We start from the raw sequence: 26,787 nt of genomic DNA, 5'->3' as shown, positions 1-26,787 counted from the left end.
CGCCTTACCCTTTAGCCCTCTCGAGAACAGCCTTGAAATCAAGATTAACGATAGGTTCATCATTCATCAGCCTCTCTTTCAAACCTGCGAGTAACGACTCTTCGACCTCAGATAAATTGTTCAGATCCCATTTTTTGTGAAAAACTGTATAAAGAGTCAGATCCCTCAATAATAAAAATGAAGGCAGATGATCGATCCAGTCTTCTTCCAGCGAATATTCCTCCAGATACCCGCTCAGAAACGCCGTTAAAAAGGTTTCACCAAAAGCAGAACGCACCTCAAGCGTTTCCTTCCTGAGCTTCCACCACACAGAATAATAAAGTGGAATCGCTATATCACTCAAAAAGAAAAACTGCATGCTGTCATCAAAATCAAACACATGAATTTCTCCGTCATGATAAAAAAAGTTGCCTGGATGAACATCAGAGTGGATAACACCGAAGTTTTCAGGGGACTCCTCAAGCTCATGAAGCTTCTTCTTATTTCGCTCTGCCTTTTCGATAATGACAGCATCTTCCGAGGAAAGATATGTTGAATACTGCAAGATATCATCTTCATCCCAGCGTTCCCTTACATATTCTGAAGCTTTATAATCCTTTGTGACCCGATGCATTTTGCCGGTGATCTTTCCCCATTTCTTAAACAGTTCTTCATCAAAGAGATCATCCTTGACGCTGACGGGCTTACCGGGAGCTTTATCAAATAAGCACACATAAAAACAGGTTTCACCTGCTTCCAGGACTTCAACCAGACTCCCGCCCTCCGAAAGGTTGACCAGCGAAACATTCACCCCATTATGATGTAAATAATTCACCCACCTCAGTTCGGCCTCCACATCGTTTTTAGAGCGGTGGGAGCTATGGGTCAATCTTAATATGTACGGCGTCCCTTCCTTATGCACTTCATACACGTAGTTCTCAAAATCCCCAAGCTTCTTTGCAAGGGAAGCGTCACAGCCAAATCTTTTTGCCGCTGTTTCCAGGATCTCCTCATTGAACAGATTTTCTATCCATTTTTCCATCTTTCATTCACCTAACCTTCTATTATTCCTTCAACAATGCTACACGGTATGGGAATAGCTCCGCCCTCATAATCCCCTCCTTAACACAGGGATCTTCACTCATGAATTCCTCTGCCTTTCCTTCGTTTTCTTCTTCAAACACGACGATCCCAAATGCATTTTCTTCTTCATTCAATGTTCTTCCGGCTAAAATGACCACCCCGCGATCTCTATATTCTTTCAATCTCTTGAAATGTTCTGCAACGACTATTTCATCTTCCTCAGTCCAATTTTCTTCTTTATGTAACCGGGGAATCAGTCTCAATACATAGATATATTCCATCGTGGCCCTCTCTTCTGTATACATTTTACACTCACTCCTATATATACGACTTTTCAACCTGGAATTCCTTTCAAAAGCAGCTTCTGCATCCAATACTTATCAAGATAAATATGATCCCTAAACAAAAAAACCAACCCATTAAGGCTGGCCTATTGATCATTGATATTCTGAAACTGTAATCCTCTTTGCTGCATTAAATATTGCAGAGCCGTTCTAAAGGAAAGGAAGCTTTTCACTTCCAAAATCTGCTGTAATCCTGAATTGACGATAATCTGGGTAAGAGAAGGCGTAAAACCTACAAATATAACTTCTACCCCCATTAACGATATAGCTTTTGCCATATTATCAATGTACGTGCCGAAAACGTCCAGCTCACAAATTTCTTTTTCTGATATGGCAGAGAAATCTATGATGATGGTATGGATATCTTCTCGATATGATTCATTCAGGATTCTGGTGATGATCATTTCGAAACGCTCAGGAAAAAGGCGGCCAGTAATCGGGACAAGGATGGTTTCAGGAACGATTGAAGGTATGATCGGTGCTGAGATGTCTCTGATTAATTCCTCAGACTCTGCCAGTTGTTTTTTAAGTTGAGAAATTTCCTCTTTAAGCTCATGTATTAGCGTTGAATCGTTTGTCATTCTAAACCTCACCATGTCATATTATTTTAAAATGAGAAAACACATATACCTTTATTCTAGCACCAATCTTCTCTGAAAGAGTACTATTTTTTCATGGTAATAGCATATTGCCGGGTAAACAAATAAAAACCAGCCTTATCGGCTGGTTTTTATCACGCATATGCTTTTTCTTCTTCTTTCTTGAAGAAGCTTCTCATGGCATGGAATACATCGGCTTTTTGCTTGAGGATATAGTAACGGAAGTCTTCATTCTTGATGTTTTTGTAAGCGGACATGAGGGTTGAGTGACGGTTATACTGATTTACTTCACCGTATCCAAACATACTGGATACCTTCATCAATTCTTCAACAAGCTTGACGCAGCGTACATTGTCTGATGTTAAATTATCACCGTCTGAGAAATGAAACGGATAAATGTTGTATCTAGTCGGATTGTATTTCTCATCAATGAGCTCCAACGCTTTACGATAAGCAGATGAACAAATTGTCCCTCCGCTTTCTCCTTTTGAGAAGAAATGTTCTTCCGACACAACTTTCGCTTCAGTATGATGAGCAATGAATTCAATTTCCACGGTCTCATATTTTGTTCTTAAGAACCGTGTCATCCAGAAGAAGAAGCTTCTTGCCATATACTTCTCCCATACTCCCATACTTCCGCTTGTATCCATCATTGCTAACACAACGGCTTTGGATTCAGGCTTCAATACTTCATTCCAGGTTCTGAATTTCAAATCTTCGGTTATGATCGGATGAAAGCTTGGGGCGCCTTTCATGGCATTCCTCTTAAATGCAGACATCATCGTTTTCTTCTTATCTATATTTCCCATGAGTCCCGTTTTTCGAATATCATTGAATTCAATGTGTTCCACGGTTTGGACATCCTGCTCTTTCCTTTTCAGGTTCGGAAGTTCCAACTGACTAAATAATGCCTCTTCAATTTCCATGAGAGACACTTCTGCTTCATAATAATCTTCGCCTGCTTTATCTCCTGCTCCTTGACCTTTTCCGGGACCTTTCTGCTGCTGAGAGCCATCTCTCGCAATTACATCTCCAACCTGACTGTCGCCGTCTCCTTGCCCTGCGTGTTTATTTTTATCATAGTTATATCGGATTTTATATTCATCTAAAGAGCGAATCGGGATTTTGACGACATCACGGCCATTGGACATAATGATGTTTTCTTCAGTGATCAGATCAGGTAAATTATTTCTTATTGCATCCTGTACTTTTTCTTGATGTCTTTGCTGATCATCGTGACCTTTGCGGTGGAGGGCCCAATCTTCCTTGGAAATGACAAACTGATGATTATCCATTTGACTCAAACTATTCCCCTCCTTAACATTTTTTCACACTTTTTCTTCACGCTGCATACACTATGTTGACTGCCTAATCTACTGTCTTCTTCCCCCTGAAAGGAATGAATCGGGGATTACTCTATCCTATGCAGAAGTATTGATAAATTTACAAATAATTTCGACAATTAAACAATCTTTTTGAAAATGGACGAGCCTGTTTTTTCGAGAAATGAATACTATGATATGTATACAGTTATGCCTGACAATATGTAAGTTTGGCAGGAGAATGTTCATTACATATTTAAATACAAAAAAATAACCGGGTGATTTCACCTGGTTATCTATTCTTCCTCATATTGAGCCGGGTCTTGTACTCGATTGTGGTTCTTTAACTCTCCGCTTGAACGCAGCTTCTCCATTTGCTTGCCTAGCTTGATCAGTTCCTCCATATTGGAGGCCATGCTTCCGTTAAAAGGTTCTGCTTCTTCTCGAGGCTGAGATTTAGAAGACATCCCCTTCACCCACTTTCATAAGAGATATGGGCCCGGCTCTATCTATCTACAGAATAGTATATTCTGATTTTTCTGTCAATATTTACGCTATTTATCTTTTTCTTTGTATTGAACCGGATCGGGTTGTTTGTCGTCTTCCTTTAATTCCTCGTTTGTACGCAGCCTGTCCATCTGTTTTCCGAGCTGCTCCATCTCTTCCATGTCATGGGCCATGGATCCGTTGTCGGGCTCGTAGTTTTTCTCGAGTTCTTGCTGCTTATTAACTTCATGCTTCTTTTTCATCTTGTCATCACCTCTTTATATTACTATTACAATTCCCCTCTCTTCTCATTAGTAAACAGCAAAAAACGATGCTGAGACAAAACTAAAAAATCACCATAGAGACGAATGATCTCAGATTAGTCTCTTAATACCGCTAATGATTTCCGTGCAAGACTTCGCTTTCCGCGGGTAGCCCGTGAGCCTCCTCGGCAAGCCTGCGGGAAGAAAAGCGGAAGGGCTTTGTTTAGAGGCGGGTGGCATAAGGCGAATCGACCACGAAGGCGTTCTTTGCCTTCTTGGACGGTTTGACTTATGACATGTGCCTCTAAGCCCTAAAGCTAGACACGTCTCACATAAGCTACTCTTCCCGCAGGAGTCTTCGTCTTGCACTCCAATCAACCGCTAGAAAGAGCTAAAGTCTAATTGTACATTTTAACAAAACTAAAAACCCGAACTAATTTGCATTTTAAGAGGCAAACTAGTTCGGGTTTTACTAGACTATAACACTTATGTCCTAGCCTCGTTCTTTGCACCGAGCTGTTAACGATTCAACAAGCTTCCTACATAGCGCAGCAGTTCATTTGCAGAAGTAGAATTGTATCCGTGCTCATCAATGAGGCGGGCAACGACTTCGTTGACTTTCTTAAGCTGCTGCTCATCCGGTGTTTTTGTCGAGGTCGTGATTTTCACGACATCCTTCAGGTCGGCAAACAGCTTCTTCTGGATTGCTTCACGGAGGCGGTCATGTGAGTTGTAATCAAACCGCTTTCCTTTACGTGCATAGGCTGAGATGCGGATCAGGATTTCTTCACGGAATGCTTTCTTCGCATTTTCAGAAATTCCGATTTGCTCTTCAATCGACCTCATAAGCTTTTCATCAGGATTGATTTCTTCACCTGTCAATGGATCGTGCAGTTTTGCTTTATTGCAATATGCTTCTACATTATCCAGGTAATTATCCATAAGCGTTTTAGCCGACTCCTCGTATGAATACACAAAAGCTTTTTGGACTTCCTTTTTAGCGATATCATCATATTCCTTGCGGGCAAGCGAAATGAAATTCAAATATCTTTCACGCAGCTCATTTGTGATCGAAGGATGCTGATCAAGACCTTCCTTCAGGGCCCTGAGAACATCCAGCGCGTTAATGGTCGGTATCTCTTTACGAATAATCGTAGATGAAATCCGATTGATCACATAACGCGGATCGATACCGCTCATCCCCTCATCCTGGTACTCTTTTTTCATTTCATCCACATCGGCTGAGTTGAAGCCTTCTACACTTTCGCCATCATACAGGCGCATCTTCTTAATCAGATCGATGTCACCGCGCTTCGGCTCTTTTAATCGGGTCAAAATGGTGAACATCGCTGCGACACGTAAAGTATGAGGCGCAACATGAACATTGGAAACATCACTTTCCCCAATCATTTTTTCATAGATCTTCTCTTCCTGTGTCACTTTCAAATTATATGGAACCGGCATCACGATGATACGCGAGTGCAATGCCTCATTTTTCTTATTGGAAATAAAAGAGCGGTACTCGGTTTCATTCGTATGCGCCACGATCAGTTCATCGGCTGAAATCAGCGCAAATCGGCCGGCTTTGAAGTTCCCTTCCTGCGTCAGGGATAACAAATGCCATAAGAATTTTTCATCACATTTCAGCATCTCCTGGAATTCCATCAGGCCTCGGTTCGCTTTATTCAGCTCCCCGTCAAAACGATACGCACGCGGATCAGATTCAGAACCATATTCGGCTATCGTCGAGAAGTCGATGCTTCCCGTCAAATCTGCAATATCCTGTGACTTCGGATCGGATGGACTGAACGTCCCGATTCCGACACGTTTATCTTCTGAGAAAAAGACTCTTTCTACCTGAACATCTTCAATTCTGCCCTGATACTCTTTTTCAAGCCGCATTGTATTCAACGGTGAAAGATTCCCTTCAATCCGAATCCCGTATTCCTGATGGAAATCCTCTCGCAAGTGCTGCGGAATCAAATGAAGCGGATCCTCATGCATCGGACAGCCCTTTATGGCAAAAATAGCTCCACGGTCTGTACGTGAATACTGTTCCAAACCGCGTTTCAGCATGGACACCAGCGTCGATTTACCACCACTGACGGGTCCCATCAGTAAAAGGATTCTCTTTCTCACGTCTAATCGTTTAGCAGCAGGATGAAAATACTCTTCTACAAGTCTTTCGAGCGCCTCTTCCAAGCCAAATAACTGATTGCTGAAGAATTTATATCGTCGTTTCCCATCTACTTCTTCGACTCCAGCATCCTTGATCATATTATAGACTCTAGAGTGAGCTGATTGACCAATCCAAGGCTTTTCCTTCAACAACTCCAGATACTGAGCAAACGTCCCTTCCCATTTCAGTTTTACTTCTTCTTCGCGGTAATGTTCAACTTTTTTTAAAATATCCATATGGACCTCCCCCTGTCGCTTAATGAGAGACGATTAATATACTGTATGCGCTTGTTCACTCTAACATGTTAAGAAGATGTATTTCGTTCTTATTTCCTTAAAACTGCCGTCTGGATTTCCACCAGTCCCCCGTCCTCATTGATGGCAGGGCCTGACTCATAGAGAGGTCAAACCGCAATGGAAGTTAATGAATTTGTCACAAAAATATTCCTCTTTCATTCACAACTTTGATAAAATAGGCTATACTAAAGACAGACTGTGGAATATGAAACTGGAGGTTACCAACTATGGGTACTTTGATGATTTTAGGTGTTACTGCGGCGTTTTTGACAGCAATCTTCACTGCTGGTTATAACGACAAGCCAGGTTCAAACTAAGTTGAAAAAACCCCGGAAAAGCTCTCGCTTTCCGGGGTTTTTTTGCTTATTTCTGCTTTTTCTCAACGTTTATCAAACCCGCGCTTCTCCACAAACTCCTTCATGTACATCCTCTTCTTCCCGGACAGCATCTTCGCCATTTGCTCGGTCCAGCGGTCGGAACGTTTGCCTCCGGTACGTTCATGATAGTAGGCAGAAATCGTTTCGTCATAGCGGTCTAATTCTGCCTTCATTCCTGCTTCATCAGACATATAAGCATCCTCATGATAAACAGCATTCATCGGCAGACGCGGCTTGACGTCTGTATCTGCATCTGGATATCCCACGGCCAGTCCGAATAACGGAATCACACGATGCGGCAGCTGGAGCACTTCGCTCACTGCTTCCAAGTCATTTCGGATTCCTCCTATATAGCAGATGCCCATACCCATTGATTCTGCAGCAATCGAAGCATTTTGGGCAGCCAATGAGGCATCGATCAATGCCACCATGAATTTCTCCGTGCTCTCTAGAGAAGGATTCACATCAACATCCTCCCATTGACCGATCTTCTCATGACGATGCAAGTCAGCACAGAACACGAAGAAATGGCCGTTCTCTTCGACATAGCTCTGGTTTCCTGCAAGTTCGGAGAGTTTTTTCTTTTTAACTGGATCCTTCACCCCGATGATGGTATATGCCTGAATATAACTCGAAGTACTGGCTGCTTGGGCACTTTGTACGATGGTACGAATCTGTTCGTCCGTCAATGGTTCCTTTTTAAATTTGCGGATTGATCGGTGATTCAAGATGGTTTCAATTGTATGGTTCATATATGTAGTTCTCCTTTTTGTCTGGCTTTCCCTATAGTATAAGCCAAATAAAAAAAGGAATGAAAATCATATGATTCTCATTCCCCGTTTATTACTTGGGCAATTCTCTATGAAGACCCGGGTAGTTACGCTGTCTAAGTGCTTCGTAGATTAAAATGGCTGCCGTATTGGACAGATTTAATGAACGGACATTCTCATTCATCGGAATCCGGAGTGCGCGGTCCAGATTATTTTGGATTACATCATCCGGAAGCCCGGTTGTTTCACGTCCGAATATAAAGAAGTAGTCCTTCTCCTCGACACTGTAGTCGAAATCAGAATGCGGTGTTTTTCCGTATTTTGTTAAATAGAAAAATTCCCCGCCTTCGTTCTTCTCGAAAAATTCCTCAAGGGAATCATAATAAACGATATTTACGAACTGCCAGTAATCAAGCCCTGCCCGCTTCAACATTTTATCGTCCGTCGAAAAACCGAGTGGACGGATCAAATGCAGGGTAGTGTCGGTCGCTGCACACGTTCTCGCGATATTACCTGTATTTGCTGGAATTTCTGGTTGATATAATACAACATGTACTCCCATGTATGTCACCTCATTCATAAAACTCTATGTGACATTATACCATTTATCGACGGAAGGACAATACTTAACGGTCATCAACGATCGTATAAAACTTATACTTGATGTTGGGGGTATAGGCAGTCGAGTCTTCATACTTCCAATATCTCATCCTGCTGTTGAATGTGTGGGCATTCACCAAAGGCATGGCATCAGCGTCCCGACCTGTCACAATCGTCGTATGGTCGTAGCGCCCGTCTCCTTCAAAATCATAGCAAATGACATCACCAAGCTTGAGCTTATGCGGGCCTTCCACTTCTCTTGCACGCAGTCCGACGGTTGATGCTGGCAGATGAAGCTTCATGGCATTCGCTACCGTCCAACTGTAGCTCCAGCTATTACTTCTCATCCACCAGCCCTTCCCCTGCGACGGGTAGCCTCTCATCGGCGCATTCCCTGCATGAAGGCATTGTGAAATATAATTCGTGCAGTCATTCTCAAACTTCCGGTATGCCGGGTTGAACGTGTTCCACCATTTCTCTGCGTATTTTACAGCTTTCAATCTGTCATATTTAAACGAAAGCCTTTCTTCCACATCACCTTCAAAAAACCCTTCCTCCGTACTTGAGCCGTCAGCCTCAGCAGGCACTTCCCCATCATTATATATCCTTCCGTCATAATAGACCGCCCTCCGATTTTCCACTTCCTCTTCTAAATAGATAAATGAACCTTGTCTCACTAAGTATTTATAATGAACATCATAGAGAACTGTCTTGGTATCATCGGGCATCCTGGAAACCTCATTTATTTTACCGGCAGCTTCCACTTTGACGATTTCAGCATGCCGTTTCTCACAGGATTCTTTTTTCCTTTTTACTTTATCGTACTCAAAGCGGGTCTGCCCACGGGTTGTATATTCACTGATCACATGATTGATCTGATCCATCAGAAGTTTTCTGATCATCGCCTTCCCTCCCTCTTTTCATGTCTATGAAGGAAACACTCTGTTCACAACAAAAAAGGATAAATCCAACTTTCACATGGATTTATCCTTAACCCGCACCTGAGGTAAGCAGCCGAAGACCCTTTTCAATCTCACAGAGTACGTCTTCGTCTTTCTCGATTGTTTTCTGTTTCAGTAATGCTTTTTCTGCTTCGCTGCCACCTATCTTCCCGAGTGCCCACGCAGAAGTTCCACGCATCACCGGACGAACATCGTTTTGCATTACTTCAATTAGATTTCCAATTGCTGTCTCGTCTTTGTAATGAGCGAGCGCAATGATTGCGTTACGCTGAATGGGTTTCTTGCCTCTCCATGAACCTGAAACATGCCCATACTTTTCCTTGAATTCACGGTTGCTGATTGTGAGCAGAGGTTTTAACAAAGGCTTCGCAATTTCAGGATCTGGCTCCATTTCTTCATGAAAATGAAAGTCCTTCCCCTTATTTTCAGGACAGACTGTTTGACAGGTATCACAGCCGTATAATCGATTTCCTAGCTTTACCCTGTACTCATCGGCAAGGAAACCTTTTGTCTGTGTCAGAAATGCGATGCATTTCTGCGCATCCAGCTGTCCTCCCTCTATCAAAGCCCCTGTCGGACAAACGTCCACACATTTATTGCATGTCCCGCACTGATCCTCCATTGGTTCATCAGGTTCAAAAGGAAGATTGGTCACCATTTCACCCAGATACACATAGGATCCAAACTCAGGGGTGATGATGGAACAATTTTTACCGCTCCAGCCAATCCCCGCACGCTCTGCAACCGCCCGGTCAACAAGTTCACCTGTATCCACCATCGATTTAAAGCGTGCCTCGGGGATCCGTGAAACAATATATTCTTCTAACTTGGCGAGACGGTCACGCAGCACATGATGATAATCGGTCCCCCATGAAGCCCTGCAGAAAATGCCCCGCCTTTCACCGCGTTTGCTTTGCGGTGCATCCTTCATCCTGGAAGGGTAGGCGAGAGCGATGGCGATGATCGATTTAGGTCCGTCGAATATGAGAGAAGGATCGACACGCTTGTCTATGTCCTTTTCTTCAAATCCTGATTGATATCCGAGCAACTCCTGGCGAAGCAGCCTGTTCTTCATTTCTGAGAACGTATCTGCAGTTGTGAAGCCTATCTTATCGATCCCGATTTCTCTACTGTACTCGATGATATCCTGCTTTAACTGATCAAAATCCATTGCGATTGCCTCCTTTCCTTCTATATAAAAGCTATTGAATTCGTCAAAAATGATTAGAGCCGAGTATTATGATAAACTATTTTAAACGAAATGTGGAGGAAAAATAATGGAAATGACAATCGATTCTTCAATAACTTCAATCATTCCCGATTTTAAGATAGGCGTCATACATTACCATAATATCGAAGTCGGCGACTCCCCTCAAATGCTGAAGGGCAGGCTGCAATTATTCCAGGAGAATATTTTCTTCGACCTTCAGGAAAAGAATGTGACTGACATCGATGGCGTGGCTGAGTGGCGGGATGTATTCAAGAAAACAGGTAAAGATCCGAACCGTTACCGTCACTCGGCTGAAGCCCTTTACCGCCGGGTGAAAAAGCAGAATTATCTTACGACCATCAACTCGGCTATCGATCTGAATAATTTTTTTTCACTACAGTATGAAGTACCGATCGGGATTTATGATCTGGATCAGCTCAAGGGGAATACGATCGAGCTGAGGATCGGGCAGTCAGGTGAAATTTATACCGGATTGAACGGGCGTGATAACTCCCTTGAGAACTTGATCGTTGCAGTGAATGAGGCTGGTCCATTCGGCAGCCCGTTTGTTGACTCGAATCGAGCCCCTGTTGGGAACGGGACGAAAAACGCGGTCGAGATCATCTTCTTGAAGCCTTCCCTTCCTGCTGCAGAAGGCGAGAAACTGACAAAATCGCTGATGGATATGTTTGTCGGGATTCATGGCGGTGAAGGCGTGTACGAAGTGGTCGGAGGATAGGCCTGATATTTAGGGAAAGAGAATCATGATTAATCCGGATTCCAATTGAATGATTGGATTCGGGTTATTTTTTATGGATCCTACTAAATAATGGAAAAATACATCCGGGACCCGTCCCCTCATTCCAGCACCCGAGGTAAAGAATAATCCTCCCATCGCAGCACAAAAAAGAGACCCCATGTCATCGCCGGGGCCTCTCTCCATCATATCTTTTACACCCACCACATATCCGCAGGCTGCTCCTCGATCAAGATCGATTTTAGATTCTTGACCGCACGCCCGAAACCTTCCTCGATCGACATAATCGGATCTTCATGTTCAATGCTTACCACATAATCATATCCGAAAGTACGCAGTGCACTCATCATATCGGACCATTCCTGGAGGCTGTGCCCGCACCCTACCGAACGGAAAGACCAGGCACGGGTCTGGATGCTTCCATAAGGCTGCATGTCAGTCAGTCCGTACATATTGACGTTATCCTGATCGATATACGTATCCTTTGCATGGAAGTGATGGATCGCATTTTCTTTTCCAAGAAGCTTGATCGCAGCCACCGGATCGATCCCCTGCCACCACAGGTGACTTGGATCCAGGTTGGCACCGATTGCGTTGCATGTTTCCTCCCTAAGCTTCAAGAGTGTGTAAGGAGTGTGGACCAGGAAACCGCCGTGCAGCTCGAGGCCGATCTTCACCCCATGTTCCTCTGCGAGCTGACCCATCTTCTTCCAATAAGGAATCAACTTCTCTTCCCATTGCCATTTAAGAATTTCGCCGTATTCATTCGGCCAAGGAGACACCGGCCAGTTCGGATGTTTAGCACCCTCATGATCACCGGCTGTTCCCGAGAAGCAGTTAACGACGGGCACGTTCATCAAACCGGCAAGCTTGATCGTTTTCTCAAGAGCCGCATGCGAATCTTCAGCGAATGCAGAATCCGGTGAGATCGGGTTGCCGTGACAGCTGAACGCACTGATTTCAAGCCCGCGAGAAGTGATTTTCTCCAAATATTCACTGCGCTTTTCTTCACTTTCCAAAAGTCCATCAAGGTCGCAATGAGCATTTCCCGGGTAGCCGCCCGTTCCGATTTCGACCGCATGCAAGCCTGCTTCTTTAACATAGTCAAGCATTTCATCAAGATTTTTCTGAGAAAATAATACCGTAAATACACCTAATTTCATCTTTGCTTCCTCCTATTTCAATGTGATGCTTTGGCGCGTTTCACTGCTCTTATAAATGGCATCGACGATCTGGGAAACGGCCATCGCTTCTTCCGGTTTTACAATCAGCTCTTCAATCCCTAGACAGCTGTTGATGAAGTTCTCGGCTTGGGGAAGACTGGGATCGTCTTCTCCGGGTATCCAATCAGCTTCGCTGTTCAAGAGCATTCCGTGCTTCATTTGATTGATGTGGAGAGGAAACAGATCGACACCGCCCGTTTCACCGGATATACTCAAGCTCTCTTCATCACTCTTGACGTTAGCGGACCAGGATGTTTCAAAAAGCATCGATGCGCCGTTATCAAACTTGATATAAGCCGTCACATGATCATCCACTTCAAAGTTTTCACGGTCGAAGTCCCCCCATTGGTTGACCTCTCCCGGTATTCTGCTGAGCTTGTTATAGGCTGTGCCTGTCACCTCGACTGGCTTTGGATTCCCCAATAGCCAAAGGGACAGGTCCAGGAAGTGGCAGCCGTAATCAATCAGACTTCCCCCTCCCTGAAGCTCCTTGTTCGTGAATACTCCCCATCCAGGCACCTTGCGCCTGCGGATCGCCCTGGCTCTTGCAACGATCGGCTCACCGATTTCATTTGCGGTGATGAATCGTTTCGCAGCCCGCGAATCTTTCATGAACCGATAGTGATAAGCAATGGCAAGAACTTTTCCTGATTCATCCGCTGCATCGATCATCGCCTTACATTCTTCAGGCGTCATCGCCATCGGTTTTTCACAGAATACATGGAGACCCGCTTTTAGTGCCGCTATTGTGATTTCAGCGTGAAATTTATTCGGAGTGCAGATTGTGACGGCGTCGACATGCTCGAACATGTCGCGATAGTCGCTGAAAACTTTCGGGATATTGAATTTCTTTGCCACATCTTGAGCCGTCAATTCGTTAATATCACTGACCGCTTCGAGAGTGACCGTTTCTGACAGTTTCTTGAACGTGGGGATATGGCGGCCTTGAGCGATCCCGCCTGTCCCGATCATTCCCATTCGAAGTTTTGACATGCTGCATTCACCTCAGGTTACAGTTTTACGATTGTTTTCGTTTCATTTGACTCAAGTGCAGATAATACGACCTGCAGCGACTTCATTCCTTCACTTCCACTTACAGGCGGTTCAGTATCACCCAGTACAGACTGTACAAACTGATCAATCACGCGCGAATTAGACTGGCCGCCTTCTTCATTCGTTTGTATGCCGCCAAGCTCATATCGAACCACTTCCCCAGTCGCATATTGAATAACCAGTGAATGGACCGGGTCATCCTCTAACCGGAGGATCGCTTTTTCTCCGTAGATTATCGTAGAGTTGTCTTCTTTTGACACGTACGACCAGCTGGCAGCCAGAGTTCCAATCGTGCCGCTTTCCGTCTTCAGCACACATACCGCTGTATCATCCACATCGGCATTTTCCTTTGCACTCGTTTCCACAAATGCTCCCACTTCAACGAATTCTTCCCCCAGCACGTATCGGAGCAGGTCGGTCTTATGTACACCGAGATCCCCCATCGCCCCGATGAATGCCTCATCTTTCTTAAAGAACCAGCTGTCCTTCCCATCGGCACTCCATCCTTCAGGACCGCCGTGGCCGAATGCCGTACGGAAACTGTAGATCTTGCCTGCTTCACCTTTTTCGATCAACTCTTTTGCTTTTTGATGCGATGGAACAAAGCGCTGATTATGAGCGATCATCAATTTCCTGCCGTTCTTTTCAGCTGCTGCAATCATATTTTCCGCTTCTTCAGTCGATGTCGCCATCGGCTTTTCACAAAGTACATGTTTACCTGCATTCAGTGCGGCGATCGAAATCGGTGCATGCAGAAAATTCGGCGTACATACACTTACTGCCTCCACCTCATGATTTGAAAGGAGTTCCTTATAGCTTGTATAAGCTTCCGCCCCATATTTTTCAGCGGTCTTTTTAGCACGCTCTTCCACTATGTCACATACGGCAACAATCTCAACATCTTTGTTGCCCGCATATTCAGGAAGGTGGCGATGCTGTGCGATACTTCCACAACCGATAACACCAATTTTCAATTTACTCATTTTTACTTCCTCCTTTAGTTAGTTCCTTTAATATCTTCCAACGGCTTTGCATTTCCGTAAACAGGTCTCTTGCGTTCTACAGGCTTTGCCCATTCCACTGCATTGATGATCACTTTCTGGACTTCACGGTTGTAATAAGTAGGGTATGTTTCATGTCCAGGACGGAAATAAAAGATCTTCCCGTTCCCCCGCTGATAGGTACATCCGCTCCTGAACACTTCGCCTCCTTCGAACCAGCTCACCATCACCAATTGATCGGGTGCCGGGATGTCAAAATGTTCACCGTACATCTCTTCTTTTTCAAGCTCGATGTATTCCCCCAGACCTGCAGTGATCGGGTGACTCGGGTCGACAATCCAGATACGTTCTTTTTCATCCGCTTCTCTCCATTTCAAATCGCAGGACGTTCCCATCAGCTCTTTGAAAATTTTTGAGAAATGGCCGGAATGAAGGACAATCAGACCCATCCCGTCAAGGACGCGCTGCTTCACTTTTTCCACCACGTCATCCGATACCTCATCATGGGCGATGTGCCCCCACCAAAGGAGGACATCTGTTGAATTCAGTACATCATCTGTCAGCCCGTGCTGCTCTTCATCCAACGTCGCGGTCCTGACGTTGAAGGATTCCTCACCCAGGAATGAAGCAATCGCTCCGTGGATTCCTTCCGGATATACCTCGCGCACCTTTTCACTTTTCTGTTCATGTCGATTTTCATTCCATACTGTTACGTTTACCATGATTTGACCTCCGTCAGTTTTGTTTTAGAAGGGACTGCCTGAATTCATTGGGCGTAATCCCGACTTGCTTTTTAAACACCTTGCTGAAATATTTTTCATTTCCATATCCAACGCCATATGCAACTTCATATATTTTGAGATATGGATTTTCTAATAGCTTCATAGCTTTTTCAAGTCGGATTTTCGTTAAGTAATCCGTGATCGTCAGCTTGTATTCCTGCTTGAATTTCCTTGAAATGTATTCCCTGCTCAGGAAAAATGTATCGGCGATTTCCTGCAGGTTCACATCCTCCTGATAATGCTGCTGTAAGTACTCTTCGATTCTCTGCATATTGTTTTTCTCTTTCTGATACTTCTTCTTGGTCAAGGTTTCGACCAACTCGGTAAATTCTTTCACTTTTTCTTCTTTAAATTTTTGAAGTGAAAATGCCCCCTCTTCACTCCAATAATCCACTCCTCGGTAAAAAGAGGTTCGACTTTCAATCTCATATTCTTTCAACCAATTATTCCGGAGCAGTTCAAATTGACTTTCCCATACCTCAATTTGCTCAAGAGAAAGCGTATGACTGTTCTCCAACGCCTGAAAGATTAGCTGAAGCAAGGATTCAACCGCAGCAGGACTGCCTGTACGGATCGTCCATTTCAGATCATTTGCATAATCCAGTAAATGCAGAAGCGGGTTAGATTTTCCACCGGACGTAATGATTTTATCCGGCTTCCTTAAATCATGTTTCATATACACTTCCTGAGAGGAACTATAAGCTTCCCGCATGTTCAGTGATTTCTCCCCCAAAGAAATCGTTATGCAGATTTTGCTGAACTGATAAATCAGTGAGTAAAGTTCTTCCAGTAGAAACTTTACGTTCTTATCGTTCCAAAAAAGGATTACGAGCTCTTCGTCTTTACGGATGTTTCTGAAACAAACCCCGTCATTATGTTTTCTCAGCAGTTCATTGCAAATATTCGTCAACGTAAAGAAGGCGAGATCCTTATCTCCCTGGAATGATTTCATAACAATGGGCTTGATTGGAATGAGTGCAGCGGTCTTTTGCAGTTTACTGAATACAATGCCGAATTCATTTTCAATCTTCTCTTCCGCTGCACCAGGAATGATTTCAGCCGTGCACAGATTTGAAAACAGCTGATCCCAGTAAAGCGGCTTCACCTCATTTATAACCCTGCTTTCTTCCACGAGGTATTTTCTCGAACGCCTCTGTTCCTTCCATTCATTGACCGCTTTCTCCAATGTGTCATTCAACACATCTGGTTCAATCGGTTTGAGGATATAATCAAAGCTTTTATAGAAAATTGCATTTCTCATATACTCAAAATCATCATACCCGCTTACGACAATCGTTTTGCTTTTTATATCGGAAGAATGCAGCCACTTTAAGAGACTGATTCCATCAAGCTTCGGCATCCTCATATCGGTGAAAATAATTTCCGGCCGGTGCTCAGTGATCAGCTTCTTTGCCTGTTCTCCATCTTCTGCTTCAAGGATGGCATGAATGCCGAATTGAGCCCAGTCAGCCAATAAAAGTAACCCTTCACGCACATGTTTTTCGTCGTCAATGATGATTGCTTTCATTCGCTTCACCTTCCATCTTTATTGGCAGCTTCATAGTGACCTTAAAGCCTCCTTCTGCAGGATTTTCAAGGAGTAACGCTGCGTCATCATCATAATAAAGCTTCAAGCGTACAAATACGTTCTTCAATCCAATGTTCGTGTCTTCGCCGATATTATTTAATGCAGCAGCCTTGAAATGAGCAAATACTTCCTCCAATCGCTCTCCGGTCACCCCAATGCCATTGTCCTCTATGGTGATGACGAGCTGATCATCTTTACTCATGCAATTCAGCTCGATCTTGCCGATTCCTTCACGTATATCAAAACCATGCTTAAAATAGTTTTCGATGATTGGCTGGAGAATCATCTTCGGAACGGCAGCTTCCCTTACCCGTTCATCCACTTTTATCGTGTAGTCAAGGTTTTCCCCGAACCGCTCCTTTTGAAGCAGAAGAAATGCCTTTGTATAGCTGATCTCCTTATCCAGCGGTACCATGTCCTCCTCCATATTCATTCCGTACCTCATGATTTTCGAGAGATAAGTAATGAGTGTATAGACTTGCGGCACTTTATTCTTTAACGCCACTGTTCCGATGGATTGAAGTGCGTTGTATAGAAAGTGGGGGTTTATTTGGGATTGCAGCACTTTTAATTGATTGTTCTTATTCTCAAGCTCGAGCTTGTATTCACGATTGATCAGCATATTGACCCGCTCGATCATCTGTTGAAACCTGAACCCCAGTAATCCGATTTCATCTGGACCAAAGGACGGGAGCTGAACATTCATATTCCCTTTTTCCACTTGCTGGATATTCTTAAGGAGTACCCGGATCGGCGACGTGATCTTGAATGACACGAACAATGTGGCAAGCACGACCAGCGTCAATCCGAGAATGCCAAATAGAATATTGATCTTCGCGACACTGAAGGCGCTTTCGTAAAGGTTCGCATAACTGACCCGCTTCGCAAGGATCCAGCCCCCTGCCGATACAGGCAGCTGATCATACATAATCACGCCGTTGAATTCATCTTCTTTCCATTCAAGCGTCCCTGCAAGCTCTTTCCCCTCAACAATGCGTTTGATCCACTTCTGGTTATTCTGATCATCCGACACGTCAAGGTCAGAGCTGTAAATCATTTCTCCCTGAGGAGTCAGAATGTAGAACTCCTCTGTCTCGGCCGTATATAAATTCCTGCTCAAATCAATGATTTTTTCCGGGGATATCTCAAGGGATATGTAAGCGAGAACCTCATCATCAGGGATATTCCTGAACGCCCGGTGAACCGTAATGATATTTTTGGAACGCTTGATTTCATTTTCTTTCTGAGGAAAGGTCGGTTCAATATACATATTGTAAGGACTGCGTTCCGCTCTTAGAAATGCTTCTTTTTTTGTCTCCTTTTTTTCACTTGAAAATACGACGTTTGAACGTTTTGTAGCCGAGATGACCCTGTCTTCATTCTCAAACGAAATCTTTACCCCGGTGATTGTGTCTGCAGTGTATAAAATGGTTTGCACCACATTTTTCACGATCCCGATTGTCAGGTAATCATTCTCCTGTCCCGGGTTTCTCATATAGTTGATAAAATCAGGATTATTATAGAGGGATAAAGTCAAATCATTTAATTCATTAATATAACTTTCTAGATTAATCTTACCCTGATATAACAAATTCCGGCTTTCTGCAACCACCTGGTCTTCTATCGAATTCTTCGTGTACAAATATGTAATCACAATGGAGCTGCCAAAAGGTACTATGGTTGTGATCATCAGGAGCACGATCAGCTTATTCCGTATACTGTTCTTTAACATGAGGAAAGGTACCTCCACATTTTGCTTACCCCTAGTATAATACCTGCTTGTACATACATGAAGAGTTTTTTCAAAATAATGAAATTTTTCTAAAGTAAACTTTGTTTACGAGAGTTGTTAACTTCCCCCGTGAGATACTTTTAGGAATAAACAGAAAGCATGCCTTCACAGACATGCTTCCGTTTATTCTGTTTTACTTCAAGTTATCCCAGGATTGCTGGAATCTCTCTAGTAAAGTATCATAGTCGATTTTTCCTGCAGCATATTCCTGGATGGCGGCAGCAAATTCTTTGTTTGCTCCATCCGGCCATTTGAACCAAGTCCAAGGAATTGTTTTCTCTTCTTTAGAGTAGTCAAGGATTGACGTACCAAGGTCACCAAGTCCAGCAGGTTCGATGTTATCAAATGCCGGGATGAACGCGAATTCTTCAGTGATATAACGTTTTCCTGTTTCAGACGAAACCATCCAGTTCAAGAACGTTTTTGCTTCTTCTAGATGCTCTGAGTTTTTATTTAATACCCAGTTATTCGGAACACCTACAGGCAGGCTGTTAGCACTTTCATCATTGCTGATCGGAATCGGAAGGAAGCCCATGTTGATTTCAGGGTTGATCTCAGTGATCATATTTTCCGTCCAGTTACCCTGCTGAAGCATTGCTGTTTCACCAGAAGCGAAAAGCGTTACCTGCGTGTTGTAGTCAGTTGTTAATGGATTATCATTCGCATATTTCAGCTCAGTATCCAGCACTTCCTTGAATTGCTTGAACTTTTCATTTCCGACAATCTTTTCAGAACCATCGTATAATCCTGCGATAAAAGCCTCAGGATCATCCTGCTGAGCGAAAGGAATGTTCAGTAAATGCTGTCCGATTACCCACCATTCGCCGTATCCAGCCGAAAATGGAGTGATTCCAGCTTTCTCAAGTTTCTTGGAAGCATCTTTCAATTCATCAATTGTTTTAGGAGCTTCTTTAATGCCTGCTTTTTCAAACAGATCTTTATTGTATACAAACCCGTAACCTTCAAGGTTTACCGGCATACCATACAGTTTACCGTCTTCAGCAGTCATAGGAACTTTGCCGATAGGAAGAACATGCTCCACCCATGGCTCACCTGAAAGATCCGCTAACTTCTCCTGCCATAGCTCTAACTCTTTAAAACCACCGTTGTTGAAAATATCCGGCTCTTCCCCGGAAGCAAACTTCGCTTTAAGTGCAGCACCGTAATCGGCACCGCCGCCAACAGTTTCAAGTTTCACCTTGATATTTGGATGTTCTGCTTCGAATTCCTTGATCATCTCTTGAAGCTGATCAGCAATTTCCACTTTGAATTGGAACAAGTTAAGAGTGACTACGTCATCGCCTGACTTGGAATCACTGTCACCGCCTGATGATGTATCTTTTGAAGAACACCCTGCGATAATACCAAATACAAGAACGAAAGATGTAAGAAGTAAAAGAATGCGTTTCATAATTGGTTTGACCTCCCTGATATAATTTTATTGTATATAAAGTCCTGCATGAATAACAGAACCTTTATATCTACTTAATAGAACCTGAAGCAATTCCTTTAATGATATGTTTCTGTAAGAACAGGAAGAAAACGATGACCGGTGCAATGCCCAGCACCAATGCCGCAAGCCCCATATCCCACTGCTTTGTATACTGTGCAAAGAATGAACTTGCAGCAAGTGGAATCGTACGCAGCTCGGCATCCTGTAAAACCAGGAGCGGCAGCAGGTAATCATTCCATATCCAGAGAGTATTCAAAATGATAACTGTAACGGTGATCGGCTTCAGGAGAGGAAATACAATTCTCCAAAACACGCCAAACTGGCTGCATCCGTCAATCATCGCTGACTCTTCAATCTCAACAGGCACCGTCTTCACAAAACCATGAAATAAGAACAGAGATAGCGGTACTCCAAAACCAAAGTACATGATGATCAACCCTGGTATGCTGTTCGTCAGGTTCAAAGCCCCTCCGAGTTTCATAAGCGGAATCATCACCGTCTGGAAAGGGATGACCATCGCTGATACGAAAATAACAAATAGAATCTTACTGAACTTGCCAGGTGTCCGGACCATCTTCCAGGCAGCCATTGAACTGATCACCACTAAACCGATGTTGCTGGCTACCGTGATGACAAGTGAATTCCAGAATGCCCTGGGGAAATTGATGATGTCCCACACCTTAGCATAGTTCGAAAACATAAATTCCTTCGGCCATGCCGCAGCATCAATGAGAATGGCTGCAAACGGCTTAACAGAATTGATAAAAACAAAGTAAAAGGGAATCAAGAAGATGAGACCAAGGACAATCCCGATAATCTCAAGTACAAACGTCTTTTTTGTATATCGATTGCCCATTATGCCTCAACCTCCTTCTTCTTCGTCAGCATGACTTGGAACGTTGTAAAGATCGCTACGACAACAAAGAATAAAATGGACTTTGCTGTTCCAAGACCATAACGATTATTCTGGAATGCTTCCTGATAGATATTAATCGCTACAGACTGAGTCGAATTAAATGGACCTCCGCCGGTTAACGATATATTCAGATCAAAGATCTTGAAAGCCATTGATATCGTGAGGAAGAAGCAAATCGTGAATGCCGGAAGAATTAATGGAATAATAATCTTCGTCAGGAGAGTCCAATTCGACGCCCCGTCCATCTTAGCAGCTTCCAACAGGGAATTATCCACCCCTTGCAAGGCTGCTACGTAGATGACCATCATATAACCGCTGATCTGCCAGGCAAATACGATGACAATTCCCCAGAAAGCAGTCTTTTCATCACCAAGCCATGGCATCTTGAAGAATGCGATATCCGTCATGTTCCCGACTGAAGCGAATCCTTTAACAAAGATGAATTGCCAGATGAAACCTAATAATAACCCTCCGATGACATTCGGAATAAAAAACACCGTTCTCAGGATATTACGGGTTTTCAGCGCTGCATTCAAAAGCAAAGCAAAACCAAAACCGATTAAATTACTAATGATAACGGCAGCAAACATAAATTTCGTCGTAAACATAAAAGAATTAAAGAACGTTTTGTCATTCGTGAAAATCTGCTTATAATTCTCAAAACCTACCCACTCTACAACAGAACTGACTCCATTCCATGAAGTGAAAGAATAATAGACTCCCATTAAAAAGGGAAGAATCTGTATCACAATGAAAAAAAGTAGTGCAGGTCCTACAAAGGCAGCGTAAGTCAACAAGCTCTTATATTTAAATTTCTTCTTTGACACTGCCTTGATCTGTGCTTGGGTACTTACCGGTCCAGTCTTCAATGTTGGTTCCACACGCTTCACCACCCCTTTGTTATGTAACCGTTTTCTTATAGTATAAAGGCTGTGCTTATTTTATTAGGTCAACAAAATTGACAAAGAAGGTGCAATATTTTGACTAGTTGTGATATCGGTTGATTGCAAGGATTTAAGTATTAGGATTTTTGGTTATCAGGGAATGGGGTGGGATTTATGGTGTGGACATGGGTTGTTTTATTGATTGGCTTTGGAGGAGTACAGATGATTCGAATTGAAAATGATTGTTATCTAATTAAACGGTGGTTGGGAATGGTGTAAGTTAATGGCATGGGGGCTATAGCAGTTGCTAGAAAGTACTCGAAACGGTCTGGATCGTATAAAAGAGTACCAACTTTCGATAGTCTGGATGTCCCCGAGTGGACATATGCCCTTGTGCCATACAGGATTCTCTTGAGACTTAAATAATGGCGCCAGTTTCCTGATAATTGCGCAGGAATCTCATTTATTGCGCAGCTTTTTCGATAATCGCGCAGCAATTTTATTTATTGCGCCACATTATGGATTATTGCGCTACTTAGAATTAGTATAATAAGAATGGAAGTCCATCAACTTGCTTGCTCCCTTGATATCACAGACGACTTCATTACAGTCTCATCAAGATCCTCTGAAGTTATTTCTCCAATTGAATAGCAAAAAAGACTTTCTCCTAAAGAGAAAGTCTTTTGTATGTATGATTGGAGCGGGTGATGGGAATCGAACCCACGACATCAGCTTGGAAGGCTGAGGTTTTACCATTAAACTACACCCGCGGATGGTACCGGTGGCCGGGGTCGAACCGGCACTCCGTGAGGAACACGATTTTGAGTCGTGCGCGTCTGCCTATTCCGCCACACCGGCATTCATATGGAGGCGCCAACCGGATTTGAACCGGTGATAAAGGTTTTGCAGACCTCTGCCTTACCACTTGGCTATGGCGCCATATGAATGGAGCGGAAGACGGGATTCGAACCCGCGACCCCCACCTTGGCAAGGTGGTGTTCTACCACTGAACTACTTCCGCAATACTACTGGGCTAGCTGGATTCGAACCAACGCATGTCGCAGTCAAAGTGCGATGCCTTACCGCTTGGCTATAGCCCATTGATAGTATATGTCACAATATTGTTAATGTGACAATTATGGGGCGACTGATGGGAATCGAACCCACGAATGCCGGAACCACAATCCGGTGCGTTAACCACTTCGCCACAATCGCCATGATCATATTGGCAGGGGCAGTAGGAATCGAACCCACACCAAAGGTTTTGGAGACCTTCGTTCTACCGTTAAACTATGCCCCTATGAAAATTTATTTATTACGCTTCGCTGTGCAAAATATAAGGACGCTTATTTTACTCCGCTAACGCTTCGTAAACTTTAATGAGGAATCTTTTCCTTCACTACGCTGCGCAAAAATTCTTGGTGGAGGGGGGCAGATTCGAACTGCCGAACCCGAAGGAGCGGATTTACAGTCCGCCGCGTTTAGCCACTTCGCTACCCCTCCATCTGTTCAGTGGTGCCGGCAAGAGGACTTGAACCCCCAACCTACTGATTACAAGTCAGTTGCTCTACCAGTTGAGCTACACCGGCACTAAAATAGATGGTGGCTCAGGACGGAATCGAACCGCCGACACATGGATTTTCAGTCCATTGCTCTACCAACTGAGCTACTGAGCCATATTAATATTTTCGTTCCTAATGTGAGCATCCAATTGTCCATCATCCAGCTCTCAGAAGGATTATTCAAGTTGCTGCTCGAGCTGTACGCTGATGATTACTCGGGTGAAGCTTATTCACCGTGCTCTACCAACTGAGCTACTGAGCCATATTCATTATTAGCATTTTAAGAAAAATGGCGGTCTGGACGGGACTCGAACCCGCGACCTCCTGCGTGACAGGCAGGCATTCTAACCAACTGAACTACCAGACCAATGGTATTGCGGGGACAGGATTTGAACCTGCGACCTTCGGGTTATGAGCCCGACGAGCTACCGAACTGCTCCACCCCGCGACGATAATATTTTTTAAGCGTTTTCCTTATAGTAAGGAGCGCTACTTTCACTTTGTTGTGCTTCGTGAAAGTTTTGGAAGGATCTTTTGCTCCGCTACGCTATGCAAAAATCCATGGTGGAGGATGACGGGATCGAACCGCCGACCCTCTGCTTGTAAGGCAGATGCTCTCCCAGCTGAGCTAATCCTCCAAATTGTATGTGTGTTCATTTCGCTTAGGCGAAAAGACTTCTTTGGTGACCCGTACGGGATTCGAACCCGTGTTACCGCCGTGAAAGGGCGGTGTCTTAACCGCTTGACCAACGGGCCAGGTAAAAGAAATTATATGGCGGAGAGCAAGGGATTTGAACCCTTGAGACAGCGTTTGACCGTCTACACGATTTCCAATCGTGCTCCTTCGACCACTCGGACAGCTCTCCTTATGGCTCCGCAGGCAAGATTCGAACTTGCGACCGATCGGTTAACAGCCGATAGCTCTACCACTGAGCTACTGCGGAACGATATGCCTGGCGACGTCCTACTCTCACAGGGGGAGATCCCCCAACTACCATCGGCGCTGAAGAGCTTAACTTCCGTGTTCGGCATGGGAACGGGTGTGACCTCTTCGCCATAGTCACCAGACAAATTTATGATGTCTTTTTTAAGGACAAGTACTATTATATCGTCTTTTAAAGATTTTTCAAGACTTTTTTTGTACTTTTCATGAGAATTTTGTTCCCTGAAAACTAGATAAAGGATTGATGTCAAGAAAGCCGAATATCGACCAATGTGTTCATTTAAAAATGACTCTTTGTGGTTAAGTCCTCGATCGATTAGTATCAGTCAGCTCCACATGTCGCCATGCTTCCACCTCTGACCTATCTACCTGGTCATCTTCCAGGGATCTTACTCACATAAAGTGATGGGAAATCTCATCTCGAGGGGGGCTTCATGCTTAGATGCTTTCAGCACTTATCCCTTCCGCACATAGCTACCCAGCGATGCCTTTGGCAAGACAACTGGTACACCAGCGGTGCGTCCATCCCGGTCCTCTCGTACTAAGGACAGCTCCTCTCAAATTTCCTGCGCCCACGACGGATAGGGACCGAACTGTCTCACGACGTTCTGAACCCAGCTCGCGTACCGCTTTAATGGGCGAACAGCCCAACCCTTGGGACCGACTACAGCCCCAGGATGCGATGAGCCGACATCGAGGTGCCAAACCTCCCCGTCGATGTGGACTCTTGGGGGAGATAAGCCTGTTATCCCCGGGGTAGCTTTTATCCGTTGAGCGATGGCCCTTCCATGCGGAACCACCGGATCACTAAGCCCGACTTTCGTCCCTGCTCGACTTGTAGGTCTCGCAGTCAAGCTCCCTTGTGCCTTTACACTCTGCGAATGATTTCCAACCATTCTGAGGGAACCTTTGGGCGCCTCCGTTACTCTTTAGGAGGCGACCGCCCCAGTCAAACTGCCCACCTGACACTGTCTCCCACCCCGATAAGGGGCGCGGGTTAGAATTTCAATACAGCCAGGGTAGTATCCCACCAACGCCTCCACCGAAGCTGGCGCTCCGGCTTCCAAGGCTCCTACCTATCCTGTACAAGCTGTACCAAAATTCAATATCAGGCTACAGTAAAGCTCCACGGGGTCTTTCCGTCCTGTCGCGGGTAACCTGCATCTTCACAGGTACTATAATTTCACCGAGTCTCTCGTTGAGACAGTGCCCAGATCGTTACGCCTTTCGTGCGGGTCGGAACTTACCCGACAAGGAATTTCGCTACCTTAGGACCGTTATAGTTACGGCCGCCGTTTACTGGGGCTTCGATTCGCACCTTCGCTTGCGCTAAGCACTCCTCTTAACCTTCCAGCACCGGGCAGGCGTCAGCCCCTATACTTCGCCTTACGGCTTCGCAGAGACCTGTGTTTTTGCTAAACAGTCGCCTGGGCCTATTCACTGCGGCTCTTCGAGGCTATGCACCTCAAAGAGCACCCCTTCTCCCGAAGTTACGGGGTCATTTTGCCGAGTTCCTTAACGAGAGTTCTCTCGCTCACCTTAGGATTCTCTCCTCGCCTACCTGTGTCGGTTTGCGGTACGGGCACCTTTTTCCTCGCTAGAGGCTTTTCTTGGCAGTGTGGAATCAGGAACTTCGCTACTATAATTCGCTCGCTGTCACAGCTCAGCCTTCACGATGATGGGATTTGCCTCATCATCAGCCTAACTGCTTAGACGCACATATCCAGCAGTGCGCTTACCCTATCCTCCTGCGTCCCCCCATTGCTCAAACGGAAAAGAGGTGGTACAGGAATATCAACCTGTTGTCCATCGTCTACGCCTATCGGCCTCGACTTAGGTCCCGACTAACCCTGAGCGGACGAGCCTTCCTCAGGAAACCTTAGGCATTCGGTGGATGGGATTCTCACCCATCTTTCGCTACTCATACCGGCATTCTCACTTCTAAGCACTCCACCAGTCCTTACGGTCTGACTTCACTGTCCTTAGAACGCTCTCCTACCACTGACACCTAGAGGTGTCAATCCACAGCTTCGGTGATACGTTTAGCCCCGGTACATTTTCGGCGCAGAGTCACTCGACCAGTGAGCTATTACGCACTCTTTAAATGGTGGCTGCTTCTAAGCCAACATCCTGGTTGTCTAAGCAACTCCACATCCTTTTCCACTTAACGTATACTTTGGGACCTTAGCTGGTGGTCTGGGCTGTTTCCCTTTCGACTACGGATCTTATCACTCGCAGTCTGACTCCCATGGATAAGTCTTTGGCATTCGGAGTTTGTCTGAATTCGGTAACCCGATGAGGGCCCCTAGTCCAAACAGTGCTCTACCTCCAAGACTCTTACACATGAGGCTAGCCCTAAAGCT

Annotated in this window: 22 protein-coding genes, 16 tRNA genes and 2 rRNA genes (1 of these 40 only partly in view); 1 reads left to right on the top strand and 39 read right to left on the bottom strand. The window is 44.6% G+C overall.

Features of this window, described 5'->3' with window-relative positions; all coding sequences use genetic code 11:
* Positions 1 to 4: 4 nt before the first annotated feature.
* The 11 genes from HWX64_RS05735 to queG form a co-directional block, all read right to left on the bottom strand.
* Positions 5 to 1,021 carry a phosphotransferase enzyme family protein gene (locus HWX64_RS05735; RefSeq protein WP_175988042.1) on the bottom strand — a complete coding sequence of 339 codons (1,017 nt, stop codon included), beginning with the start codon at positions 1,019 to 1,021 and terminating at the stop codon, positions 5 to 7.
* A 22-nt stretch (positions 1,022 to 1,043) separates the two neighbouring features.
* The gene (locus tag HWX64_RS05730; RefSeq protein WP_254871046.1) at positions 1,044 to 1,367 is read right to left on the bottom strand and encodes a YciI family protein; all 324 of its coding nucleotides are present in this window, start codon (positions 1,365 to 1,367) and stop codon (positions 1,044 to 1,046) included.
* 125 nt (positions 1,368 to 1,492) lie between these two features.
* Entirely contained in the window at positions 1,493 to 1,987 is a 495-nt protein-coding gene (locus tag HWX64_RS05725) for an STAS domain-containing protein (RefSeq protein WP_175988040.1), read from the bottom strand.
* A 152-nt stretch (positions 1,988 to 2,139) separates the two neighbouring features.
* Positions 2,140 to 3,309, bottom strand: coding sequence for a sporulation protein YhbH (gene yhbH / locus HWX64_RS05720; RefSeq protein WP_175988038.1), 1,170 nt, complete (start codon positions 3,307 to 3,309; stop codon positions 2,140 to 2,142).
* 314 nt (positions 3,310 to 3,623) lie between these two features.
* The gene (locus HWX64_RS05715) at positions 3,624 to 3,794 is read right to left on the bottom strand and encodes a hypothetical protein (RefSeq protein WP_175988036.1); all 171 of its coding nucleotides are present in this window, start codon (positions 3,792 to 3,794) and stop codon (positions 3,624 to 3,626) included.
* 87 nt (positions 3,795 to 3,881) lie between these two features.
* Positions 3,882 to 4,076, bottom strand: coding sequence for a hypothetical protein (locus tag HWX64_RS05710; RefSeq protein WP_175988034.1), 195 nt, complete (start codon positions 4,074 to 4,076; stop codon positions 3,882 to 3,884).
* A gap of 519 nt (positions 4,077 to 4,595) precedes the next feature.
* On the bottom strand, positions 4,596 to 6,491 hold the full coding sequence (locus HWX64_RS05705) for a PrkA family serine protein kinase (protein ID WP_175988032.1): 1,896 nt from the start codon (positions 6,489 to 6,491) through the stop codon (positions 4,596 to 4,598).
* 439 nt (positions 6,492 to 6,930) lie between these two features.
* The gene (gene nfsA, locus HWX64_RS05700) at positions 6,931 to 7,680 is read right to left on the bottom strand and encodes an oxygen-insensitive NADPH nitroreductase (RefSeq protein ID WP_175988030.1); all 750 of its coding nucleotides are present in this window, start codon (positions 7,678 to 7,680) and stop codon (positions 6,931 to 6,933) included.
* Positions 7,681 to 7,771: 91 nt separating this feature from the next.
* Entirely contained in the window at positions 7,772 to 8,260 is a 489-nt protein-coding gene (trmL, locus tag HWX64_RS05695; RefSeq protein ID WP_175988028.1) for a tRNA (uridine(34)/cytosine(34)/5-carboxymethylaminomethyluridine(34)-2'-O)-methyltransferase TrmL, read from the bottom strand.
* A gap of 64 nt (positions 8,261 to 8,324) precedes the next feature.
* Positions 8,325 to 9,197 carry an amidase domain-containing protein gene (locus tag HWX64_RS05690; RefSeq protein WP_254871115.1) on the bottom strand — a complete coding sequence of 291 codons (873 nt, stop codon included), beginning with the start codon at positions 9,195 to 9,197 and terminating at the stop codon, positions 8,325 to 8,327.
* A 91-nt stretch (positions 9,198 to 9,288) separates the two neighbouring features.
* The gene (gene queG / locus HWX64_RS05685) at positions 9,289 to 10,431 is read right to left on the bottom strand and encodes a tRNA epoxyqueuosine(34) reductase QueG (protein WP_175988024.1); all 1,143 of its coding nucleotides are present in this window, start codon (positions 10,429 to 10,431) and stop codon (positions 9,289 to 9,291) included.
* Positions 10,432 to 10,537: 106 nt separating this feature from the next.
* On the opposite strand from queG, the gene HWX64_RS05680 reads away from it, so the two are divergent.
* Positions 10,538 to 11,209 (top strand): B3/4 domain-containing protein, encoded by a 672-nt coding sequence (locus HWX64_RS05680; protein WP_175988022.1) that lies wholly within the window; start codon positions 10,538 to 10,540, stop codon positions 11,207 to 11,209.
* Between the two features lie 9 nt (positions 11,210 to 11,218).
* Here HWX64_RS05680 and HWX64_RS05675 read toward each other — a convergent pair whose 3' ends face one another.
* The 28 genes from HWX64_RS05675 to HWX64_RS05540 form a co-directional block, all read right to left on the bottom strand.
* Positions 11,219 to 11,416, bottom strand: a complete 198-nt coding sequence (locus HWX64_RS05675; RefSeq protein ID WP_175988020.1) for a hypothetical protein — start codon at positions 11,414 to 11,416, stop codon at positions 11,219 to 11,221.
* Between the two features lie 5 nt (positions 11,417 to 11,421).
* Positions 11,422 to 12,390: a sugar phosphate isomerase/epimerase gene (locus tag HWX64_RS05670; RefSeq protein ID WP_175988017.1), complete on the bottom strand. Its 969-nt coding sequence runs from the start codon at positions 12,388 to 12,390 to the stop codon at positions 11,422 to 11,424.
* Between the two features lie 12 nt (positions 12,391 to 12,402).
* The gene (locus HWX64_RS05665) at positions 12,403 to 13,443 is read right to left on the bottom strand and encodes a Gfo/Idh/MocA family protein (RefSeq protein ID WP_175988015.1); all 1,041 of its coding nucleotides are present in this window, start codon (positions 13,441 to 13,443) and stop codon (positions 12,403 to 12,405) included.
* A 17-nt stretch (positions 13,444 to 13,460) separates the two neighbouring features.
* Positions 13,461 to 14,486 (bottom strand): Gfo/Idh/MocA family protein, encoded by a 1,026-nt coding sequence (locus HWX64_RS05660; protein WP_175988013.1) that lies wholly within the window; start codon positions 14,484 to 14,486, stop codon positions 13,461 to 13,463.
* A 14-nt stretch (positions 14,487 to 14,500) separates the two neighbouring features.
* Positions 14,501 to 15,226, bottom strand: coding sequence for a ThuA domain-containing protein (locus tag HWX64_RS05655; RefSeq protein ID WP_175988011.1), 726 nt, complete (start codon positions 15,224 to 15,226; stop codon positions 14,501 to 14,503).
* 13 nt (positions 15,227 to 15,239) lie between these two features.
* Entirely contained in the window at positions 15,240 to 16,814 is a 1,575-nt protein-coding gene (locus HWX64_RS05650) for a response regulator (RefSeq protein ID WP_175988009.1), read from the bottom strand.
* Positions 16,795 to 18,606, bottom strand: a complete 1,812-nt coding sequence (locus HWX64_RS05645; RefSeq protein WP_175988007.1) for a sensor histidine kinase — start codon at positions 18,604 to 18,606, stop codon at positions 16,795 to 16,797. The genes HWX64_RS05650 and HWX64_RS05645 overlap by 20 nt, the downstream gene beginning before the upstream one ends.
* A gap of 193 nt (positions 18,607 to 18,799) precedes the next feature.
* Positions 18,800 to 20,077: an ABC transporter substrate-binding protein gene (locus HWX64_RS05640; protein ID WP_175988005.1), complete on the bottom strand. Its 1,278-nt coding sequence runs from the start codon at positions 20,075 to 20,077 to the stop codon at positions 18,800 to 18,802.
* Between the two features lie 70 nt (positions 20,078 to 20,147).
* Positions 20,148 to 20,975: a carbohydrate ABC transporter permease gene (locus tag HWX64_RS05635; protein WP_175988004.1), complete on the bottom strand. Its 828-nt coding sequence runs from the start codon at positions 20,973 to 20,975 to the stop codon at positions 20,148 to 20,150.
* Positions 20,975 to 21,916: a carbohydrate ABC transporter permease gene (locus HWX64_RS05630; protein ID WP_175988002.1), complete on the bottom strand. Its 942-nt coding sequence runs from the start codon at positions 21,914 to 21,916 to the stop codon at positions 20,975 to 20,977. Before HWX64_RS05630 ends, HWX64_RS05635 begins: the two co-directional genes overlap by 1 nt.
* A 699-nt stretch (positions 21,917 to 22,615) precedes the next feature.
* Positions 22,616 to 22,689, bottom strand: a tRNA-Gly gene (locus HWX64_RS05625).
* A 3-nt stretch (positions 22,690 to 22,692) separates the two neighbouring features.
* A tRNA-Leu gene (locus tag HWX64_RS05620) sits at positions 22,693 to 22,777 on the bottom strand.
* A gap of 7 nt (positions 22,778 to 22,784) precedes the next feature.
* Positions 22,785 to 22,858, bottom strand: a tRNA-Cys gene (locus tag HWX64_RS05615).
* 7 nt (positions 22,859 to 22,865) lie between these two features.
* Positions 22,866 to 22,940: transfer RNA gene (locus HWX64_RS05610), tRNA-Gly, on the bottom strand.
* A 7-nt stretch (positions 22,941 to 22,947) separates the two neighbouring features.
* Positions 22,948 to 23,019: transfer RNA gene (locus HWX64_RS05605), tRNA-Gln, on the bottom strand.
* A 39-nt stretch (positions 23,020 to 23,058) separates the two neighbouring features.
* A tRNA-His gene (locus HWX64_RS05600) sits at positions 23,059 to 23,134 on the bottom strand.
* A gap of 11 nt (positions 23,135 to 23,145) precedes the next feature.
* Positions 23,146 to 23,219: transfer RNA gene (locus HWX64_RS05595), tRNA-Trp, on the bottom strand.
* A gap of 119 nt (positions 23,220 to 23,338) precedes the next feature.
* Positions 23,339 to 23,422, bottom strand: a tRNA-Tyr gene (locus tag HWX64_RS05590).
* A 10-nt stretch (positions 23,423 to 23,432) separates the two neighbouring features.
* A tRNA-Thr gene (locus HWX64_RS05585) sits at positions 23,433 to 23,508 on the bottom strand.
* Between the two features lie 11 nt (positions 23,509 to 23,519).
* Positions 23,520 to 23,595 (bottom strand) — tRNA-Phe (locus HWX64_RS05580).
* A gap of 176 nt (positions 23,596 to 23,771) precedes the next feature.
* Positions 23,772 to 23,848, bottom strand: a tRNA-Asp gene (locus tag HWX64_RS05575).
* Positions 23,849 to 23,855: 7 nt separating this feature from the next.
* A tRNA-Met gene (locus tag HWX64_RS05570) sits at positions 23,856 to 23,929 on the bottom strand.
* 114 nt (positions 23,930 to 24,043) lie between these two features.
* Positions 24,044 to 24,119, bottom strand: a tRNA-Val gene (locus HWX64_RS05565).
* A 43-nt stretch (positions 24,120 to 24,162) separates the two neighbouring features.
* A tRNA-Glu gene (locus HWX64_RS05560) sits at positions 24,163 to 24,237 on the bottom strand.
* 17 nt (positions 24,238 to 24,254) lie between these two features.
* Positions 24,255 to 24,347 (bottom strand) — tRNA-Ser (locus tag HWX64_RS05555).
* Between the two features lie 3 nt (positions 24,348 to 24,350).
* A tRNA-Asn gene (locus HWX64_RS05550) sits at positions 24,351 to 24,425 on the bottom strand.
* A gap of 7 nt (positions 24,426 to 24,432) precedes the next feature.
* Positions 24,433 to 24,549 (bottom strand): 5S ribosomal RNA (rrf, locus tag HWX64_RS05545).
* 171 nt (positions 24,550 to 24,720) lie between these two features.
* Positions 24,721 to 26,787: ribosomal RNA gene (locus HWX64_RS05540) — 23S ribosomal RNA — on the bottom strand; it runs 869 nt beyond the window's last position.

Origin of the sequence: Bacillus sp. Marseille-Q1617, from assembly GCF_903645295.1 — a bacterium.
In the GTDB taxonomy this organism is placed as follows: Bacteria; Bacillota; Bacilli; order Bacillales; family Bacillaceae_B; genus Rossellomorea.
This window is presented reverse-complemented; position numbering and strand designations above follow the sequence as displayed.